Origin of the sequence: Tepidimonas fonticaldi (genome assembly GCF_007556755.1) — a bacterium.
Lineage (GTDB): Bacteria > Pseudomonadota > Gammaproteobacteria > Burkholderiales > Burkholderiaceae_C > Tepidimonas > Tepidimonas fonticaldi.
Genome location: NZ_VJOO01000007.1, coordinates 1 through 18,140, shown reverse-complemented (window position 1 = coordinate 18,140; position 18,140 = coordinate 1). Strand labels below are relative to the sequence as shown.

Genomic DNA, 18,140 nt, shown 5'->3' with positions numbered 1-18,140 from the left:
CCGCCGCCCCCGGGCCTCAGCGTCGCCCCCGGGCCTCAGCGTCGGTCGCGCCAGCCGTCGTGGCGGTGCCAGCCGTCATCACGCCAGCCGCGCCGGTCGTCCCAGCCGGGGCGCTTCTCCCATTCGCGGGGGTGCCAATGCCGGTGCTTGCGGTGCCCGGGAGGCATCGCATAGCCGTAGGCGGGGGCCACAACGGCCACCGGCGGCGACACCACCACCGGGGGCACCATCACCACACGGGGCGCCGGTGCGATCACCACCGGCGGGGTGTTGCCCACCCCCACGGTCACGCCCGGCTGGTGTACGCCGATCGACCAGTACACATCGCCGGCATGCGCCGCGCCGGCCAGTACCAACGCCACGGCAGCCAGGCCCCGGGCCAGCGACGCGGGGCGCAACGGAGTCAGAGGGTTCATGGTTCGCGCTCCTGAACAACGATACCGACATTGAACCACCGCTGCCGCGCTTGGCCGGTTGCCGTTTTGTGACGGCTGTAAACAGACGTAACGGACCGGCGCAGCGGGCCCGACACGCGCCCCATAACCCGACCCCTACAATCCGAGCAGCACCGCGCGGAACTGGCCACGGGCTTCTATCAGGACATGATGGCCCACCAGCAGGCCCAGGCCTTCCTGGATGCGGAGGTCGTGCACCAGAGGCTGCACGCCTCCCTGCAGGTCTGGCTGACGGAGCTGTTCGCCCTGCACTCGGCGCAGGACGTGCCGGCCATCGTGGCCCACCAGCGCCACGTGGGCGAAGTCCACGCCCGCATCCAGTTGCCCATGCATCTGGTGGCCCGGGGCGCGCGGCTCCTCAAGGGACGGCTGCTGCAGCGCATCGCCGCCGATGGGGCCGCGCCCGCGCTGGTCGAAGCCTCGATGGCCCACATCGGCGCGTTGTTCGACCTGGCGCTGGAGTTGATGGCCGAGTCCTACGTGCGCGACACCCAACGGGTTGCGCGCAGCGAGGAAGCCTTTCGCCTGCATGCCCTGAGCCAGAATCTACAGGTCGAGCGCGAACGCCAGCGCTTCCTGCTGGCCAACTGGGGGCAGGAGCTGCTCTTTGCCCTGCACCGCGGCGGTCAGCCCTTGGTGCTGCCCGCCCTGCGCAGTTCCGAATTCGGCCTGTGGTTCATGCACAAGGGCAGCAACGTCTTCGACGGCGCGCCGGAGGTCGATCTGGTGCATCAGGGCATGCAGCGCCTGGACGAAGCGCTGCTGCCGCAGTTGGCGGCCACCACGATCGACGATCCGCGCCGCGCCACGCTGCTGATGCAATTGCAGGGCGAGCTCGACAACCTGCAGTATCTGGTGCAGATGCTGTTCGAGCGCCACGTCGAGCTCGAAAGCGGGCGCGATGCCCTCACGCGCCTGCTCAACCGGCGCTTTCTGGCGCCGATCCTGGCGCGCGAGATCCACCTGGCGCAACAGCGGCACATTCCGTTTGCGCTGCTGATGCTGGACATCGACCACTTCAAGCACGTCAACGACCAGCACGGCCACGACGCGGGCGACCTGGTGCTGCAGCAAACCGCCGCCCTTTTGCTCAACGACGTGCGCTCCAGCGACTTCGTGTTCCGCTACGGCGGCGAGGAGTTTCTCGTCGTGCTGGTGGACGTCACGCCCGAGCAGGCCCGGCAGCAGGCCGACAAACTGCGCCAGCGCATCGCCGCCACACCGTTCGCGCTGGCCAACGGCGTGCACCTGTCGCTGACCGCCAGCATCGGCGTCGCGCCCTACAGCGGCCACCCGGATTACCAGTACCTGATCAACCAGGCCGACGAGGCCCTCTACCGCGCCAAGCGCGGCGGGCGCAACCGGGTCTGTCTGGCGACGGGGGCCGCCTAAAATCGGGGGCATGAGCGATCACGCCCCGCACTCTTCCCCCCATCCGCCCGCTGCCAGCAATTTTCTGCGCCAGATCATCGAGCGCGATCTGGCCCAGGGCCGCTACCACGGCCGCCTGTGGGGCGGCAGCCCCGGTGACGGCAGCCACCACGAGCGGGGCGTGGCCGACCCGGCCCGGGTGCGCATGCGCTTTCCGCCGGAGCCCAACGGCTACCTGCACGTGGGCCATGCCAAGAGCATCTGGCTCAACTTCAGCCTGGCGCAGGCCTACGGCGGCGTGTGCCACATGCGCTTCGACGACACCAACCCCGAGAAGGAAGAGCAGGAGTACGTCGATTCCATCCTGGACGCCGTCCAATGGCTGGGCTGGAGCTGGGAGGCCCACGGCACCCGCCACCTGTACTACGCGAGCGACTACTTCGACTTCATGTACCGGGCGGCCGAGTACCTGATCGAAACCGGCCACGCCTATGTGGACGAACAGACGCCGGAGCAGATGCGGGCCAACCGCGGCACGCTCACCGAGCCCGGCATCGACAGCCCCTACCGCAACCGCCCGGCCGAGGAGAGCCTGGCGCGTTTTCGCGAGATGCGCGACGGCCGCCACGCGGACGGGGCGATGGTGCTGCGTGCCAAGATCGACATGGCCTCGCCCAACATCAACCTGCGCGACCCGGCCATCTACCGGATCAAGCACGCGACGCACCACAACACCGGCGACGCCTGGTGCATCTACCCGATGTACACCTTCGCGCACCCGATCGAGGATGCGCTGGAGAACATCACCCATAGCATCTGCACCCTGGAATTCGAGGACCAGCGGCCGTTCTACGACTGGCTGCTCGAGCGCATCGTGCCGATCCTGCGCGCACCGCAGTTCGAGCGCGCCCGCCAGCTCGTCGAGCGCATCGAACAGCAGGGGGTGGAAGCGGGCAAGGAATTTGCCCTGCACTGCCACAACCACGCGCACAAGCTCGGCTTGAACACCGAGCCCGAGCAGCGCATGCGGGCACTGTTCACGAAGTGGGAGCACGACCGCGACGCGGTGCTGCGCGACCTGGGCGAGTTCTTCGGGCTGCTCAAGACGCAGACGCACCAGTTCACGCCGCTGCTGGCGTCGGCGCTGGAGACGCACCGCATCGAGCCGTTCAACCTGCCGCACCAGTACGAGTTCGCCCGGCTGAACCTGACCTACGTGGTCACCAGCAAGCGCAAGCTCAAGCAACTGGTGGACGAGGGCATCGTCAGCGGCTGGGACGATCCGCGCATGCCCACCATCGTCGGTCTGCGCCGCCGCGGCTACACGCCGGAAGCCATCCGCCTGTTCTGCGAACGCACCGGCGTCAGCAAAGCCGGGGGCTGGATCGATTACAGCAACCTGGAGATCGCGCTGCGCGACGACCTGGAAGGTAAGGCGCCGCGCGCCATGGCGGTGCTGGATCCGGTCAAACTCAAACTCACCAACTGGGCGCAGGTGTTTGGCGATGCCGACCACCGCGAGGCCTGCAGCGCCCCGGTGCATCCACAGCGGCCCGAGCTGGGGCTGCGCGCATTCAGCCTGGGCCCCGAGGTGTGGATCGAGCGGGAGGACTTCATGGAGCAGCCTCCCAAGGGCTATTTCCGCCTTTTCCCCGGCAACAAGGTGCGCCTCAAATACGGCTATGTGGTCGAGTGCACTGGCTGCGAGAAGGACGCCGACGGCCGCGTCACGGCCGTGCTGGCCACGGTGGTGCCCGACACCAAGAGCGGCACGCCCGGGGCCGACGCCGTCAAGGTCAAGGGCACGCTGACCTGGGTGGGCGTGCACGAGGCGGTGCCCGCCGAAGTGCGCCTGTACGACCGGCTGTTCGCCGATCCGCAGCCCGACGCCGGTGGCAAGGACTTCAAGGCCGCGCTCAACCCCAACAGCCTGCGGGTGGTGACGGCCTACCTGGAGCCGTCGCTGGCGAACGCCCCGCGCGAGGAGCGCTACCAGTTCGAGCGGCACGGCTATTTCGGCACCGACCGCGTGGACCACACGCCCGAGCGGCCGGTGTTCAACCGGATTGCGGGCCTGAAGGACAGCTGGGGCAAGTGAGCCGCGCCGGTCAGCGCGGCTTGCGCCGGGCGGCGGGGGCCTCGCCGCCCGTGCGCGGCTCCAGGTGCCGGAAGGTGATGCGGCCTTTGCTCAGGTCGTAGGGCGACAGCTCCAGCGACACCCGGTCGCCCGCCAGGATGCGGATGTGGTGCTTGCGCATCTTTCCCCCGGTGTAGGCGACCAGGGTGTGGCCGTTTTCCAGGGTGACGCGGTAGCGGGAGTCGGGCAGGATCTCGTCGACCGTGCCGCGCATCTCGATCAATTCTTCTTTGGCCATGGGGGCCTCCTTGGGGTGGCGATGCGGAAGGGGGCAGGCACGCCTGGCCTGCGAGCCACCGAGCGCATCAGGGGATGGTGGGGAGCGATGACCGGAGAATCCGCCGCCGGGGTCGGCGGCCATACACGGCCGGACGGGGGCGCGTGCCAAAGGGTTGCCCAGGATCACCGCGATCCGAGGCCCCCGACGCACGCGGGGAGTGCATGCGGGGAAGAAAACGCCCCCGCCACGGCCCGACTCTAACACAGTGACACCGGACGCGGGCGACGATCGTCCGGCGCCGGGGGACTCCGCAGCGGCGTATGATGGAAGGCTTCGCAGCCCGTCCCTTCGCACCATGTGGCAGACGATCCGCGCGCTGCCGCCCACCGTATGGCTCATCGGCTTGATCAGCCTGATCAACGATTCGGCATCCGAGCTGGTGTACCCCCTGGTTCCGCTCTATCTGACCTCGGTGCTGATGGCGGGCCCGCGCGCGCTGGGCCTGATCGAGGGGATTGCCGAAGCGACGGCCAGCCTGCTCAAATGGGTCTCCGGTGTCGTGGTGGACCGCACACGGCGCAGCAAACCCTGGATCGTCGTCAGCTACGGTCTGGCGGCCCTGGGGCGCCCCTTGATCGCCTGGGTGACCAGTTGGCCAGCGCTGCTGGCCATCCGGTTTGCGGACCGGGTGGGCAAGGGGCTGCGCACATCGCCGCGCGATGCGCTGCTGGCCGCCAGCGTCGGAGCGGATCGGCGCGGGCTGGCCTTCGGGGTGCACCGGGCCATGGACAACGCGGGCGCGGTGATCGGCCCGCTGTTGGCCGCCGCCTTGCTGGCCAGCGGCATGCCGCTGCGCGACGTGTTCTTGTGGACCTGGGTGCCCGCGCTGGCGTGTGTCGCCCTGGCCCTGGCGCTGCACGAGCCGGCCACACCGGCCCCGGCCTCGAACGCCCCGCCCATCGACCTCAGCGGCGGTGCGGCCCTGCCGCTGGTCTTTCGCCGCTACCTCGTGGTCGTCGCGCTGTTCGCCCTGGGCAACTCGTCCAACATGTTTCTGTTGCTGCGCGCCAGCGAGCTGGGCGTTCCCCAGGCCCAGATCCCCCTGCTGTGGGCGGCCGTCTCGCTCATCGCCATGGTGCTGTCCGTCCCGCTGTCGGGCCTGTCGGATCGCGTGGGCCGTCGCCGGCTGCTGCTCATGGGCTACGGCGCCTACGCGCTGTTCTATCTGGTCATGGGTCTGTCCGCCCCCACAGGCGTCTGGTTGGTCGGGTGGTTTGCGTTCTATGGCGTCTTTCTGGCCGCCACCGAGGGGGTGGAAAAAGCCCTGGTCGCCGACTTGGCCCCGGCGCAGCTGCGCGGCACCGCGTTTGGCTGGTTCAGCCACCACGGCCGGGGCCGGCGGCCGTTGAGCGTCGCACCCGTGACCCAGCGGCTTCACGCCACCGGATAGGTACCCGGGATCAGGATCGAGCGGTCCACCGTCTCGATATTCGTGTGGCCGGTAAACGCCATGGTGATGTCGAGTTCCTTGTGCAGGATTTCCAGCACCTTGGTCACACCCGCCTCGCCCATGGCCCCCAGGCCGTACAGGAAGGCGCGGCCGATGTAGGTGCCGCGCGCCCCCAGCGCACGGGCCTTGAGCACGTCCTGGCCGCTGCGGATGCCGCCGTCCAGGTGCACCTCGATGCGGTGTCCCACCGCCTCCACGATGCGCGGCAGCGCGCGGATGCTCGACTCCGCCCCGTCGAGCTGGCGCCCGCCGTGGTTGCTGACGATCAGCGCATCCGCGCCGGAGTCGGCGGCCAGCTTGGCATCTTCCACATCCATGATGCCCTTGAGGATGAGCTTGCCCCCCCAGCGCTTCTTGATCCACTCGACATCGCCCCAGTTGAGCCGCGGGTCGAACTGCTGCGCCGTCCACGCCGACAGGCTGCCCATGTCGGCCACGCCCTTGACATGCCCGACGATGTTGCCGAACTGCCGCCGGGGCGTGCCCAGCATGCCCAGGCACCAGCGGGGTTTGGTCATCATGTTCACGATGTTGGGCAGGGTCAGCTTGGGCGGCGCAGACAGGCCGTTTTTCAGATCCTTGTGGCGCTGCCCCAGAATCTGCAGGTCGAGCGTGAGCACCAGCGCGCCGCAGTTGGCGGCCTTGGCGCGATCGATCAGTCGCTCGATGAAGTCGCGGTCGCGCATCACATAGAGCTGGAACCAGAAGCCCTCCCCCGCGTGCCGGGCCACGTCCTCGATGGAGCAGATGCTCATGGTCGACAGCGTGAAGGGCACGCCAAACGCGCGCGCCGCGCGGGCGGCCAGGATTTCGCCATCGGCGTGCTGCATGCCGGTCAGCCCCGTGGGCGCCAGCGCCACCGGCATGGCCACGGGTTGGCCGACCATGGTGGTGCGCGTGCTGCGCCCCTCCATGTTGACGGCGACCCGCTGGCGCAGCTTGATGGGCTGAAAGTCGGATTCGTTGGCGCGGTAGGTGCTCTCGGTCCACGAGCCGCTGTCGGCATAGTCGTAGAACATGCGCGGCACGCGCCGTTGCGCCAGCCGGCGCAGGTCTTCGATGCAGGTGATGACGGTCATGGGGACTCCTTCTTCGTGCGCATCCTAGCGCCGAAGCCCCCGGGCGTCACTTGAAATGCCGGTGCGCGCCGTTGAAGAAACGTCGCAGCCGCCTCAACTGCAATGCACGCTGCCGCAGCCGGTCATGGTCGCGGGCCGCACCCGGCTGGGATCGGCCAGGGTCTCGGTGCGCGAGTCGAAGCCCACGGCCCGCATGTGCTGCGCCAGCCCGGCATCCATGGTCTGCGCATGCATGGGAAACCACTCGGCCAGCGCCGCCGCCATGCGGTCGATGATCTCGTGATCCCCTTGCAGGAAGTGCGCTTCCACGGCCCGCATGGTGTCCAGAATCTGCCGATGGTGCGCGGCGTGGCAGTTGTCCTCGGCAAAGCCGACGGCGACCATCCAGCGCTCCTCGCGCTCGAAGTGCTCCACCGTGTGCGCCACCAACGCCCGGTAGGGCTCGAGCTGTTGGTCGTGCGGCAGCGCGCGCAGCCGGGCCAGCTGGGTGACGAACTCCTCGTGGGTCTCGTCCATGCGGCCGTCGCCCGTGACCAGCGACTCGCCCCAGACAAGGTCGGGGATTTCGGGGAAAGTATCGGTCTCCATGACAGGCAGCGTAGCGGGGTCGGCGGCTGAGGGACTTGACGCAGGTCAAGCCCCCAGCCGAGGGGGGCGCTCAAGCGTCGAAGGGGAACTTCAGCGCACGCAGATCCCGCTTGGTCTCGATGAGCACCAGCGGCTCGTCGCTGACCGCAGGGGCGGGACGCGGCTCGCGCGGCACATGCACCGGGAGCGGTTCGGCCGCGATGGCGGCCTGCACCGCCGCCACCTTGTCCGCGTCCGACTGCACCCATTCCAGGCCGGCTTGACGGGCCAGAACGGCCAGATCCTCGACCGGCAAGCGGTACGGCTGCGGGGTGGGGACCGCGGCTGGTGCAGCAGCGGCAACGGGCGCCGTCGCGGGCTCTGCGACAGGCACCTTGCTGGGCGCCGACGCGGGCACGTGAGCAGCGCCCGGCGGCTCCACGGGCTCCGCCGGGGTCGCGACGGGCTCCGCCGGGGTCGGCGGCACCGTGAAGTACGAGCGACGCGGGGGCTCGAGCGCGCCGCTGTCGGCGGCGGCGCCGGCTTCGGGAGCTTCGGCCCCGCTCGGGGCGGCGCCCTCCCCGTCCGGACGGCGGCTTCGGTCGCGCCCGTAGCGGTCGCGGCTGCGGCGCTCGCGGGGTGCGCGCGCGGCTTCGGCCGGTTCTCCCACCGTCGCGCCACCCGCGCCGCCGACCTCGGCCAGCGGCGCGGCGGCGGATGCTTCCGTCAGGGCATCGGGAGCGGCCTCTGTCGTGGCGGACACGGCCCCGTTATCGGTGGCCTCGCCACGCGATCGGCGCCCGCGGCGGCGGCGGTCCCCGCGCTCGCGCGGCTCGCCCGCCGTGCCCTCGTCGGCGGAGGGCACCACATTCGCCACACCCTGGCCACCGTCGGTCACGGGCGCCAGAGTAGCGACCGCTTCGGTGGGGGCCTCATCCGGCCGGGCGGGACGCACCCCGCGCTCGCCCCGCTCGCCGCGGGGGCGTCGGTCGCCCCGCTCCCGGCGCTCGCCCGGGGCGCCATCGGCACGCGGCTCGGTCAAAGCAGCCTCCGTAGCCGTCAAACCTTCGTCGCGGGTCGGGGATCGGGCCTCGCCCCGCTCGGGACGGGGGGGCCGCTCGGCGCGTTCGCTGCGCTCGCTGCGTTCCGCGCGGCCTTCACGACCCTCTCGACCTTCACCATTGCGCACCACTTCCCCACGGCCGCGACCGCCGCGGTTGCCCCGGCCCCGGCGCTCGTCGCTGCCGGGGCGCTCGGGCACGCCCGTGGCCGGGGCCGCGGCGGGGGTGACCACAGGGACCGGCGCCTGCGCCGGCGGGGTGGCCGGGACGGCCTGCCACCCGAACAGGCGTTTGAGCCAAGCCAGGAAGCCCGTCTCGGCCGGCACCACAGGGGCGACGGGCGCGGCGGCCGGCGCCGGTGTAGGGCTGACCGGTGCCAAGGCCGGGGCGGCGCTGGTGGGCGCGGCTGGGGCCTCGGCCCGCGGCGTGGCCACCGGGGCGGGGCTGTCCGGCAGCACGCCCTTGATGATCGGCTCCTGCCGGTTGGTGCGCTCCTGGCTGCGCCGCGTCACCATCGCCACGTCCTCGACGATGTCGGCGAGCTTGTAGCTGGCGTCCAGGTTGTCCAGGCGCGGGTCGTCGTGCTTCAAGCGCTCCAGCTTGTAGTTCGGCGTCTCCAGCGACTTGTTCGGCACCAGCAGCACGCTGATGCGCTGCTTGAGCTCGATCTTGGTGATCTCGACGCGCTTTTCGTTGAGCAGGAAGCTGGCCACGTCCACCGGCACCTGCACCAGCACGGCGGCGGTGTTGTCCTTCAGCGACTCCTCCTGGATCACGCGCAGGATCTGCAGCGCCGACGATTCGGTGTCGCGGATGTGGCCTGAGCCGCCGCAGCGCGGGCAGGGGATGGAGGCGCCCTCCGACAGCGTCGGGCGCAGGCGCTGGCGGCTCATCTCCAGCAGGCCGAACTTGCTGATCGGCGCGAACTGCACGCGCGCGCGGTCCTGCTTGAGGGCCTCGCGCAGGCGGTTTTCGACCTCGCGGCGGTTCTTGCTGTCCTCCATGTCGATGAAGTCGATCACGATCAGCCCGCCGAGGTCGCGCAGCCGCGCCTGGCGCGCCACCTCGTCGGCGGCCTCCAGGTTGGTGCGCAGCGCGGTTTCCTCGATGTCGCCGCCCTTGATGGCGCGCGCGGAGTTGACGTCGATGGCCACCAGCGCCTCGGTCTGGTCGATCACGATCGCGCCGCCCGACGGCAGCGTCACCGTGCGGCTGTAGGCGGTTTCGATCTGGTGCTCGATCTGGAAGCGCGAGAACAGCGGCGCGTTGTCACGGTAGCGCTTGACGCGGTTGACGTACTCCGGCATCACGTGCGACATGAAGCCGCGCGCCTGCTCGTAGATGTCGTCGGTGTCGATCAGGATCTCGCCGATGTCGCTGTTGAAATAGTCGCGGATCGCGCGGATGACCAGCGTCGATTCCTGGTAGATCAGCTCCGGCTTGGACAGCGCCTTGGCCGCGCCCTCGATGGCGTTCCAGAGCTTGAGCAGGTAATTGAGGTCCCACTGCAGCTCGGCGGCCTCGCGCCCGATGCCGGCGGTGCGCGCGATGATGGACATGCCGCTCGGGTATTCGAGTTTGTCCAGCGTGGCCTTGAGTTCGGCGCGGTCTTCGCCTTCGATGCGGCGGCTGACCCCTCCGCCGCGCGGGTTGTTGGGCATCAACACCACGTAGCGCCCCGCCAGGCTGATGAAGGTGGTCAGCGCCGCGCCTTTGTTGCCGCGCTCTTCCTTTTCCACCTGCACCAGCAGTTCCTGGCCTTCCTTGATGACGTCCTGGATGCGTGCCTGCGACGGCGGCACGTTGCCCTGGAAATACTGCTTGGAGATTTCCTTGAACGGCAAAAAGCCGTGGCGGTCTTCGCCGTAGTCGACGAAACACGCTTCCAGCGACGGCTCGACGCGCGTCACCACCGCTTTGTAGATGTTGCCTTTGCGCTGCTCGCGGCCTTCGATTTCGACCTCGTAGTCCAGCAGCTTTTGGCCGTCCACGATCGCCAGGCGGCGCTCTTCGGCCTGCGTGGCGTTGATCAGCATGCGTTTCATCGTGTGTTCCTCAGACTCGGTCGTACAAGCGCCCTCGATGGGCGCGGATGCCGCGAACCGCGGACCGGTCGAGCGAACGGGAAGGAATTGCCGGAGAGCCTCTGGGATGCGCGCAGCCCTGCCCGGCGTGCGCCGGGCAGGGGGTCACGCGCTCCCGGGCATGGGCGCGTGGATCACGGTGAACAGGGACGACGGACCGTTGTGCAGCACGGGAAGGCGGGCGTCTCGGTGGTCACTGAATCCTCGTGCAGCCCGCCACACGGCGATTCGGCTCGGCCGCGGGCTGCACGTTGGGGGTATTCCGTATCGGGTTCGCTGACTGAATGAACGTCGGTTCTACCGGGGCAAGGCGCATCCATCCGGGGACCGGTGGCCCAAACACGACGGACCTGACCCGGATGCGCCGCCCGCCCAGGGTTCGGCAAGAATATGCCTGTCAGCGCTCTGCAGCGACCGGCGTGCCGTACACTTCGCGGCGACCCGATCCTTTTTTGGCGCACGGACAGACGCTGGGATTATAGGCGTGGACCGCATGGCGTGCGATGTGCTGGGGGCGGGTCGCCGCTTGCCCATGTCCAATGCCGCCGTCCGTCACCTCACCGTCGATGCCGAGTCCGCCGACCAGCGGCTCGACAATTTTTTGCTGCGCGAACTCAAAGGCGCGCCCAAAACGCTGATCTACCGCATCATCCGCAGCGGCGAGGTTCGGGTCAACAAGGCGCGCGCCCGCGCCGACACCCGGCTGCAAGCGGGCGACGATGTGCGGCTGCCCCCGGTGCGCCTGCCCGAACGGGTGATCGGCGCGGCACCGGCGGCCGTGCCCGCGCGGGAGTTCCCCGTGCTCTACGAGGACGATTGGCTGCTGGCGATCGACAAGCCCGCCGGCGTGGCCGTGCACGGCGGCAGCGGTGTGTCGTCCGGCGTGATCGAACAACTGCGCCGGGCACGGCCCGGTGCGGCGCTGCTGGAGCTGGTGCACCGCCTGGACCGCGAGACCAGCGGCGTGCTGCTCGTGGCCAAACGTCGCAGCGCGCTCAAACGCCTGCAGGACCAGTTTCGCGAACGCAGCACGGGCAAAACCTATCTGGCGCTGGTGCGCGGCGAATGGCCCGCTGCCCGCAAGGTGATCGATGCCCCCTTGCACAAATACCTGCTGCCCGACGGCGAGCGGCGCGTGCGGGTCACCGATGCGCGCGACCCCCTGGGACAGCGCTCGATTTCGCTGGTGCGGGTGCTGGGGGACGTGCATCCGCCACCCGGTGCGGCGGCAGACGCCCCGCGCATGACATTGTTGGCCGTGACCATCAAAACCGGCCGCACCCATCAGATCCGGGTGCATCTGGCCCACGCCGGCCATCCCATCGCCGGCGACGACAAGTATGGCGATTTCGAATGGAACCGCCTGCTGACACGGCTGGGGCTCAAGCGGATGTTTCTGCACGCCTGGCGGCTGACGATACGGCATCCGGTGACGGAGCAGGAATTGCAATTGCATGCGCCATTGCCACCCGAATTGGCCGATTGGGGCGACATGCGGCGATTTTTTTGATTACAATCGCGCCGTCAGAACCATTTTGTTCAACCGTTGAGGAATGCTCATGGCAACCTATGCAGAACTGAAAGCCCAAGCCGAAGCCCTTCTGGCCCAGGCCGAGCAATTGCGCAAGCAAGAGCGCGCCGGCGTGATCGCCGAGATCCGCGCCCGCATGGCCGAATACGGCATCACGGCCGAAGAATTGGCCACCACCGGCACGCGCGGCGGCAAGGCCAAGGCCGGCCGCTCCAAGGCCCAGCCCAAATACCGCGGCCCCAACGGCGAACTCTGGTCCGGCGGCCCAGGCCGCAAGCCGGAATGGGTGCGCAACGTTTTGGCGGCTGGCGGCAACATCGAGAACTTCCGCATCGCCTAAGCCCTCTGACACAGGGACGGCAAAAGGCGCCTGTCATGCGCCTTTTGTCATTTTGGCGCCCCGGATTCGGGGCCGTTGCCATTTCCGGGCCCACCGTGACCGATTCCACTGTCTCCGTTCCCGCTCCTTTTGCCACCGACCATCCCCGGCGTTACGACCTGATCGCCTTCGACTGGGACGGCACGCTGTTCGATTCCACCGCACTGATCGTCGGCTGCATCCAAGACGCGGTGCGCGACGTCGGCGGACGGGTGCCATCGCGCGAGCGCGCGGCCTGGGTGATCGGCATGGGTTTGGCCCAGGCGCTGGCGCACGCCGCGCCGGACGTGCCGCCCGAGCGCCAGCCGCTGCTGGTGGAGCGTTACCGCCACCACTGGTTTGCGCGCCAGCACGAGGTCACCCTGTTCGACGGGGTGCTGCCGCTGCTGACCGATCTGCGCGACCGCGGCCACCGCTTAGCCGTGGCCACGGGCAAAAGCCGCCGCGGGCTGGACGTCGCCTTGCAGACGGTGGCGCTGCACGGTGTCTTCGACGCCTCCCGCACCGCCGACGAGACGGCCGGCAAACCCGACCCGCAAATGCTGCTGGAACTGATGGCCGAATTCGACGTGCCGCCCGAGCGCACCCTGATGATCGGCGACACCACGCACGACCTGCAGATGGCGCGCAACGCCGGCTGCGCCGCAGTCGCGGTCACCTACGGCGCCCATGCGCACGAGGACCTGCGCTCGCTGCAGCCAGCGTTCGTGGCGCACACCGTGGCCGACCTGCATGCCTGGCTGCGCGTGCATGCCTGAGCGTCCGCCCCCCCCGTTCAGGAGCCCGCCCGTGAGTGTCCAATGGTTTCCCGGTCATATGCACGCAACGCAAAAGGCGTTGCGCGAGCGACTCAAGACCACGGACGTCGTCATCGAACTGCTCGATGCCCGGCTGCCGGGGTCGAGCGCCAATCCGCTGCTGGCCCAGCTGATCGGTGATCGGCCCACGCTGAAGGTGCTGAACAAGGAAGACCTGGCCGACCCGGCGCGCACCGCGCAGTGGCTGGCCTACTACAACGCCCAGCCCCGCACCCGTGCGATCGCCTTGCACGCGCATACCCCGGGGCCGGCGCGCACCCTGGTGGCCGAATGCCGTCGGCTGGCGCCGCACCGCGGTGGCATGGTCAAGCCGCTGCGGGTGCTGATCGCCGGCATCCCCAACGTGGGCAAGTCCACCCTGATCAACACCCTGCTCGGCAAACGCGCCGCCAAGGCGGCGGATGAGCCGGGCGTCACCCGGCAGGAGCAGCGCGTCGTGCTGGCCGACGACGTGTATCTGTACGACACGCCGGGCCTGCTGTGGCCCAAGATCATCGTGCCGGAAAGCGGGGACCGGCTGGCCGCCAGTGGCGCCGTCGGGCGCAATGCCTTCGACGAGGAAGCCGTCGCGCTGGCCCTGCTGCGGGCGCTGCAGGCCGATTACCCGGCGCTGCTCGAGGCCCGCTACCGCCTGGGACTGGCGCCGGCGGCCATCGCCGCGCTGCCCGACCACGAGCTGCTCGCCGCGATTGGACGCAAGCGCGGCGCATTGCTGCCCGGAGGACGCATCGACCCCCACAAAGCCGGCGAAGCGGTGCTGGCGGATTTTCGCGCCGGGGCCATCGGCCGCATCACGCTGGAAACGCCGCAAACGTTTGCCACCTGGCTGGACGCGGCGCGGGCGGCCGAAGCGCAGTTGCAGGCGCAACGCCAGGCCCGCCGTGCCCCACGCCGCCCGACCGGGCCCGAGGCCGCGCAGCGCCACCCCGAGGCTGACACAAACCCGTGAGGCGCTGCTACAGTCCGCGGTCATGCAGTCGCAGCCCCCTCAGCCCCCGCGGCCCAGGTCCGCTCGGGCGGCCGCTGGGCACGATCCGGCGGATGGCCTGACGTCCCGGCAGCGCGAGGTGCTCGATTTCATCGCCGGCCATGTGCGCGATCGCGGCGTGCCCCCGACGCGGGCGGAGATCGCGCACGCCTTCGGCTTTCGATCGCCCAATGCGGCCGAAGCCCACCTGCGGGCGCTCGCGCGCAAAGGCGCGGTGCAGTTGCTCGACGGCAGTGCCCGGGGCATCCGCGTGCTGGGCGCAGCGCTGGCGCCCGGGGCCCCAGCGATCCCCAATGGCAACGCAGATGCGCCCGCCGCAGCCCCCGCACCGCCTTGGGATAACGGCGAGGCCACCCTGCTCCACTTGCCCCTGATCGGGCGGGTGGCGGCTGGCTCCCCCATCCTGGCGCAAGCGCACGTCGAGGCCACCTACCCCGCCGACGCGCGCTGGTTTGCCCGCCGACCCGACTACCTGCTGCGGGTGCGCGGCTGGTCCATGCGCGACGCCGGCATCCACGACGGGGACCTGCTGGCCGTTCAGGCCGTGCGCGAGGCCCGCCCCGGCCAGACCGTGGTGGCCCGCCTGGGGGACGAGGTCACGGTCAAGCGCCTGCAGCGCGAGGGCGCGCATTGGCGGCTGCAGGCCGCCAACCCCGAGGTGGCAGACATTCTCGTGCGCCCGGGCGATGCGTTTGCCATCGAGGGGGTGGTCGTGGGCCTGCTGCGCCCTCAAGGCTGGGATTGATTGCCGCGCGGCTGCCCCGCGGCGAAGTCGCGCACATCCTGCGTGATCTTCATGCTGCAAAAGCGCGGCCCGCACATGGAGCAGAAATGCGCGACCTTGGCCGAGTCCTTGGGCAGGGTCTCGTCGTGGAATTCACGGGCTTTGTCCGGATCGAGGCCGAGGTTGAACTGGTCCTCCCAGCGGAACTCGAAGCGCGCCTTGGACAGGGCGTTGTCGCGGATCTGCGCGCCGGGGTGGCCCTTGGCCAAGTCAGCGGCGTGGGCGGCCAGCTTGTAGGTGATGATGCCTTCCTTGACGTCTTGCTTGTTGGGCAGGCCCAGGTGCTCCTTGGGCGTGACGTAGCACAGCATGGCGGTGCCGTACCAGCCGATGGTGGCCGCGCCAATGCCGCTGGTGATGTGGTCGTAGCCCGGGGCGATGTCGGTGGTCAGCGGCCCCAGGGTGTAGAACGGCGCTTCGTGGCACTGCGCCAGTTGCAGGTCCATGTTCTCCTTGATCAGGTGCAGCGGCACGTGGCCGGGGCCTTCGATCATCACTTGGACGTCGTGCTGCCAGGCGATTTGCGTCAACTCGCCCAGGGTGCGCAGTTCGGCCAGTTGGGCGGCGTCGTTGGCGTCGTAGATGGAGCCGGGGCGCAGGCCGTCGCCCAGGCTGAAGGCCACGTCGTAGGCCTTCATGATCTCGCAGATCTCCTCGAAGTGGGTGTAGAGGAAGTTCTCCTGGTGGTGGGCCAAGCACCATTTGGCCATGATGGAGCCGCCGCGGCTGACGATGCCGGTCATGCGCTCGGCGGTCAGCGGCACGTAGCGCAGCAGCACCCCGGCGTGGATGGTGAAGTAATCCACGCCCTGCTCGGCCTGCTCGATCAGCGTGTCGCGGAAGATGTCCCACGTCAGTTCCTCGGCCTTGCCGTGGACTTTTTCCAGCGCCTGGTAGATCGGCACGGTGCCAATGGGCACGGGCGAGTTGCGGATGATCCACTCGCGCGTCTCGTGGATGTGCTTGCCGGTGGAGAGGTCCATCACCGTGTCGGCCCCCCAGCGGATGGCCCAGGTGAGCTTGTCCACCTCCTCCTGAATGGAGGAGGTGACGGCGCTGTTGCCGATGTTGGCATTGACCTTGACCAGGAAGTTGCGGCCGATGATCATCGGCTCGCTTTCCGGGTGGTTGATGTTGGCGGGGATGATGGCGCGGCCGCGGGCCACTTCATCGCGCACGAACTCGGGGGTGATTTCGGCGGGAATGCTGGCACCGAAGCTTTGACCGGGGTGCTGGCGCCCGATCATGGCGGCCATCTTGCGCCCCGTGGGGCCGGCGGCCTGCAGCGATTCGAGGTATTCGCGCCGACGCAGGTTTTCGCGGATGGCGATGAACTCCATCTCCGGCGTGATGAGGCCGCGTCGCGCGTAGTGCATCTGGGTGACGTTGGCGCCCGCCTTGGCACGGCGCGGCTGGCGCTGCAGCCCGGGGAAGCGCAGTTCGTCGAGCCCGGGGTCGGCAGCGCGGGCGCGTCCGTAGGCGCTGCTCAGGTCCGGCAAAACCTCGGTGTCCTGGCGCGCCTCGATCCAGCGCTGGCGCAATGCCGGCAGCCCGTGGCGAATGTCGATGCGGGCGGCCGGGTCGGTGTACGGCCCCGAGGTGTCGTACACGAAGACGGGGGGATTGGGCTCGGCGCCAAACGCGGCGGGCGTGTCGCTTTGCTGGATTTCGCGCATGGGCACGCGGATGTCCGGGCGCGAGCCCTCGACATAGATCTTGCGCGATCGGGGCAGCGGCTGGATGGCTGCTTGGTCCACCTGGGCCTGGGTGGCTAGGAAGCGGTCGGCAGGGGCGTTCACGGGGTGGTCTCCTTCGGAGGGTGGATGAACATGCTCCGAAGGGCGTCCGCCTGGGCGGCAGACCGGGCCCGAAGGAACGGGCGGCCAGGGTGTTCACCCCAACCGCCCGCCGGGCCAGCAGCTCTTCTTTCGCCGGTATGAACCGGATCAAGTTCGCGGGTTCGGCTCTTGCCATCTCAGCCCACATCACGTGGACACCCCGGAGCATGCACCCCATTCTATCGCGGCGTAGGTATCGACCCGGCCGCGGTCAGAACGTCTGTTGATAGGTGACCCACACCGTGCGGCCCGGCCCGGGCACCGCCGTGCCCCACTGCGGCACATTCGGCGGGGTGGGGTTGGTCATCGTGGTGCCCTGCCCCACATACGCCCCGCCGGTGGGCAGGTAGTACAGGCGGTCGAACAGGTTGTCGATGCCCAGTTCCAGCTTGCCACGGCCCAGGCGGTATGCCGTGCGCACGTTCAGCAGGGCAAAGCCCGGGGTACGGACCTCGTTACGCACTTGGGACACGTCGGTCTTGGCCCGGACCGCGACCAGTTCCACCGCGCTGTCCCAGGCGCCGGCGCGGTGCGTCAGGCTGACGCGGGCGTTGAGCGGCAAAATCTGGTAGAGCCCATCGCCGGTGCTGCGGTTGCGGCCCTTGAGGTAGCTCAACTGCCCGCGCACGCCCCACTGGCCCCAAGCATGGCCGTTGCTGCGGGCGCTCACACCGACTTCGCCACGCGTGCCGGTCTGGCCCGGCGCGGCAAAGGTGGGGGCCGGGGTTTCGGCCGCCACCACGCCGCCGATGGCATCCCCGCCAGCCGACACCGGCGCGATGCCGGCCCAGACCCGCACGCGCTCGACCTGGCCGGGGTCCAGGTACGACAGCGGCGTATTCATGTGGTTGGGACAGGCCGCATACAGGTCCATGCCGTCGATCTGCAGACGCAAACGCTCATCCGCCAGTCCGCGGATGACCGGCAGGCGCGACACACCGCCCGCCTCGTAGGTGTAGGCGCCGGACTGGGCAGCACGGTCTCGCGGTCGGCGCGGACCTGGACATCGGGCCATGCGGGCACCGCTGCCGATGTCTGAGCCCATGCGGCGGGCGCTTGCGTGGCCAGCACCGCAGCGGCTGCCACGGCATGGCGGCGCCAGCGACCGGGTTGAATCGTCAAAGAATGGGAGGAATAAGCCATGATACGAATCGTTCGGGAACGGCGGGACGCTCCCAACGCCCCCATGGCTGTCAGGCGACACCGTAAATTGACCCCCTAGCGACACGAGGAACTGACCCCCTCGTTCGCAAGGAGGCCATCGTTGGAAACGAAGCACATTGAGGTAGATCCTGTGCGCCGTGTGGTTTGCGGAGTG

14 protein-coding genes, 1 pseudogene and 1 riboswitch are annotated in these 18,140 nt (G+C 69.3%); of the genes and pseudogenes, 8 read left to right on the top strand and 7 right to left on the bottom strand.

Translation table 11 applies throughout. From position 1 onward, the window contains the following. Positions 1–35: 35 nt before the first annotated feature. The gene (locus Tfont_RS05185) at positions 36–416 is read right to left on the bottom strand and encodes a hypothetical protein (RefSeq protein WP_068610255.1); all 381 of its coding nucleotides are present in this window, start codon (positions 414–416) and stop codon (positions 36–38) included. Positions 417–539: 123 nt separating this feature from the next. Between Tfont_RS05185 and Tfont_RS05180 the strand changes: the two genes are divergently transcribed. Both Tfont_RS05180 and Tfont_RS05175 read left to right on the top strand, forming a co-directional pair. Then, the gene (locus Tfont_RS05180; RefSeq protein ID WP_260682284.1) at positions 540–1,847 is read left to right on the top strand and encodes a GGDEF domain-containing protein; all 1,308 of its coding nucleotides are present in this window, start codon (positions 540–542) and stop codon (positions 1,845–1,847) included. A 10-nt stretch (positions 1,848–1,857) separates the two neighbouring features. Further along, positions 1,858–3,924 (top strand): glutamine--tRNA ligase, encoded by a 2,067-nt coding sequence (locus tag Tfont_RS05175; protein ID WP_143968650.1) that lies wholly within the window; start codon positions 1,858–1,860, stop codon positions 3,922–3,924. A 10-nt stretch (positions 3,925–3,934) separates the two neighbouring features. Here Tfont_RS05175 and infA read toward each other — a convergent pair whose 3' ends face one another. Then, positions 3,935–4,201, bottom strand: coding sequence for a translation initiation factor IF-1 (gene infA, locus Tfont_RS05170; protein ID WP_068610259.1), 267 nt, complete (start codon positions 4,199–4,201; stop codon positions 3,935–3,937). A gap of 337 nt (positions 4,202–4,538) precedes the next feature. On the opposite strand from infA, the gene Tfont_RS05165 reads away from it, so the two are divergent. Continuing rightward, positions 4,539–5,633 (top strand): MFS transporter, encoded by a 1,095-nt coding sequence (locus Tfont_RS05165; RefSeq protein ID WP_143968649.1) that lies wholly within the window; start codon positions 4,539–4,541, stop codon positions 5,631–5,633. On the opposite strand, the gene Tfont_RS05160 is transcribed toward Tfont_RS05165, so the two are convergent. The 3 genes from Tfont_RS05160 to Tfont_RS05150 all read right to left on the bottom strand — a co-directional run bounded on the left by Tfont_RS05160 (position 5,618) and on the right by Tfont_RS05150 (position 10,445). Then, on the bottom strand, positions 5,618–6,772 hold the full coding sequence (locus Tfont_RS05160; RefSeq protein ID WP_068610263.1) for an alpha-hydroxy acid oxidase: 1,155 nt from the start codon (positions 6,770–6,772) through the stop codon (positions 5,618–5,620). The genes Tfont_RS05165 and Tfont_RS05160 overlap by 16 nt on opposite strands. A 93-nt stretch (positions 6,773–6,865) precedes the next feature. Next, positions 6,866–7,360, bottom strand: a complete 495-nt coding sequence (locus Tfont_RS05155) for a bacteriohemerythrin (protein ID WP_068610264.1) — start codon at positions 7,358–7,360, stop codon at positions 6,866–6,868. 70 nt (positions 7,361–7,430) lie between these two features. Continuing rightward, positions 7,431–10,445, bottom strand: coding sequence for an Rne/Rng family ribonuclease (locus tag Tfont_RS05150; protein ID WP_143968648.1), 3,015 nt, complete (start codon positions 10,443–10,445; stop codon positions 7,431–7,433). A 532-nt stretch (positions 10,446–10,977) separates the two neighbouring features. Here Tfont_RS05150 and Tfont_RS05145 point away from each other — a divergent pair. The 5 genes from Tfont_RS05145 to lexA all read left to right on the top strand — a co-directional run bounded on the left by Tfont_RS05145 (position 10,978) and on the right by lexA (position 14,945). Continuing rightward, the gene (locus Tfont_RS05145) at positions 10,978–11,994 is read left to right on the top strand and encodes an RluA family pseudouridine synthase (protein WP_143968708.1); all 1,017 of its coding nucleotides are present in this window, start codon (positions 10,978–10,980) and stop codon (positions 11,992–11,994) included. 49 nt (positions 11,995–12,043) lie between these two features. Further along, entirely contained in the window at positions 12,044–12,355 is a 312-nt protein-coding gene (locus Tfont_RS05140) for an H-NS histone family protein (RefSeq protein WP_143968647.1), read from the top strand. A gap of 95 nt (positions 12,356–12,450) precedes the next feature. Beyond that, positions 12,451–13,152 carry an HAD family hydrolase gene (locus tag Tfont_RS05135; RefSeq protein WP_260682275.1) on the top strand — a complete coding sequence of 234 codons (702 nt, stop codon included), beginning with the start codon at positions 12,451–12,453 and terminating at the stop codon, positions 13,150–13,152. Positions 13,153–13,183: 31 nt separating this feature from the next. Then, entirely contained in the window at positions 13,184–14,161 is a 978-nt protein-coding gene (gene ylqF / locus Tfont_RS05130; protein ID WP_143968645.1) for a ribosome biogenesis GTPase YlqF, read from the top strand. A gap of 97 nt (positions 14,162–14,258) precedes the next feature. Next, positions 14,259–14,945, top strand: a complete 687-nt coding sequence (gene lexA / locus Tfont_RS05125) for a transcriptional repressor LexA (RefSeq protein WP_260682283.1) — start codon at positions 14,259–14,261, stop codon at positions 14,943–14,945. Positions 14,946–14,956: 11 nt separating this feature from the next. On the opposite strand, the pseudogene thiC reads toward lexA, so the two are convergent. Continuing rightward, positions 14,957–16,783: pseudogene (thiC, locus tag Tfont_RS05120) on the bottom strand (phosphomethylpyrimidine synthase ThiC); the annotation flags it as partial. Between the two features lie 107 nt (positions 16,784–16,890). Further along, positions 16,891–16,995, bottom strand: a riboswitch (TPP riboswitch). A 38-nt stretch (positions 16,996–17,033) separates the two neighbouring features. Then, entirely contained in the window at positions 17,034–17,837 is an 804-nt protein-coding gene (locus Tfont_RS05115; RefSeq protein ID WP_221934266.1) for a TonB-dependent receptor plug domain-containing protein, read from the bottom strand. Positions 17,838–18,140: the final 303 nt, after the last annotated feature.

Excerpts from the sequence above, each read along its gene's own strand:
- Tfont_RS05175 (WP_143968650.1), top strand. The coding sequence starts at position 1,858 with ATGAGCGATCACGCCCCGCACTCTTCCCCCCATCCGCCCGCTGCCAGC.
- Tfont_RS05155 (WP_068610264.1), bottom strand. The coding sequence starts at position 7,360 with ATGGAGACCGATACTTTCCCCGAAATCCCCGACCTTGTCTGGGGCGAG.
- Tfont_RS05160 (WP_068610263.1), bottom strand. The coding sequence starts at position 6,772 with ATGACCGTCATCACCTGCATCGAAGACCTGCGCCGGCTGGCGCAACGG.
- Tfont_RS05165 (WP_143968649.1), top strand. The coding sequence starts at position 4,539 with ATGTGGCAGACGATCCGCGCGCTGCCGCCCACCGTATGGCTCATCGGC.
- Tfont_RS05115 (WP_221934266.1), bottom strand. The coding sequence starts at position 17,837 with ATGGCCCGATGTCCAGGTCCGCGCCGACCGCGAGACCGTGCTGCCCAG.
- Tfont_RS05140 (WP_143968647.1), top strand. The coding sequence starts at position 12,044 with ATGGCAACCTATGCAGAACTGAAAGCCCAAGCCGAAGCCCTTCTGGCC.
- Tfont_RS05185 (WP_068610255.1), bottom strand. The coding sequence starts at position 416 with ATGAACCCTCTGACTCCGTTGCGCCCCGCGTCGCTGGCCCGGGGCCTG.
- infA (WP_068610259.1), bottom strand. The coding sequence starts at position 4,201 with ATGGCCAAAGAAGAATTGATCGAGATGCGCGGCACGGTCGACGAGATC.
- Tfont_RS05145 (WP_143968708.1), top strand. The coding sequence starts at position 10,978 with ATGGCGTGCGATGTGCTGGGGGCGGGTCGCCGCTTGCCCATGTCCAAT.
- Tfont_RS05150 (WP_143968648.1), bottom strand. The coding sequence starts at position 10,445 with ATGAAACGCATGCTGATCAACGCCACGCAGGCCGAAGAGCGCCGCCTG.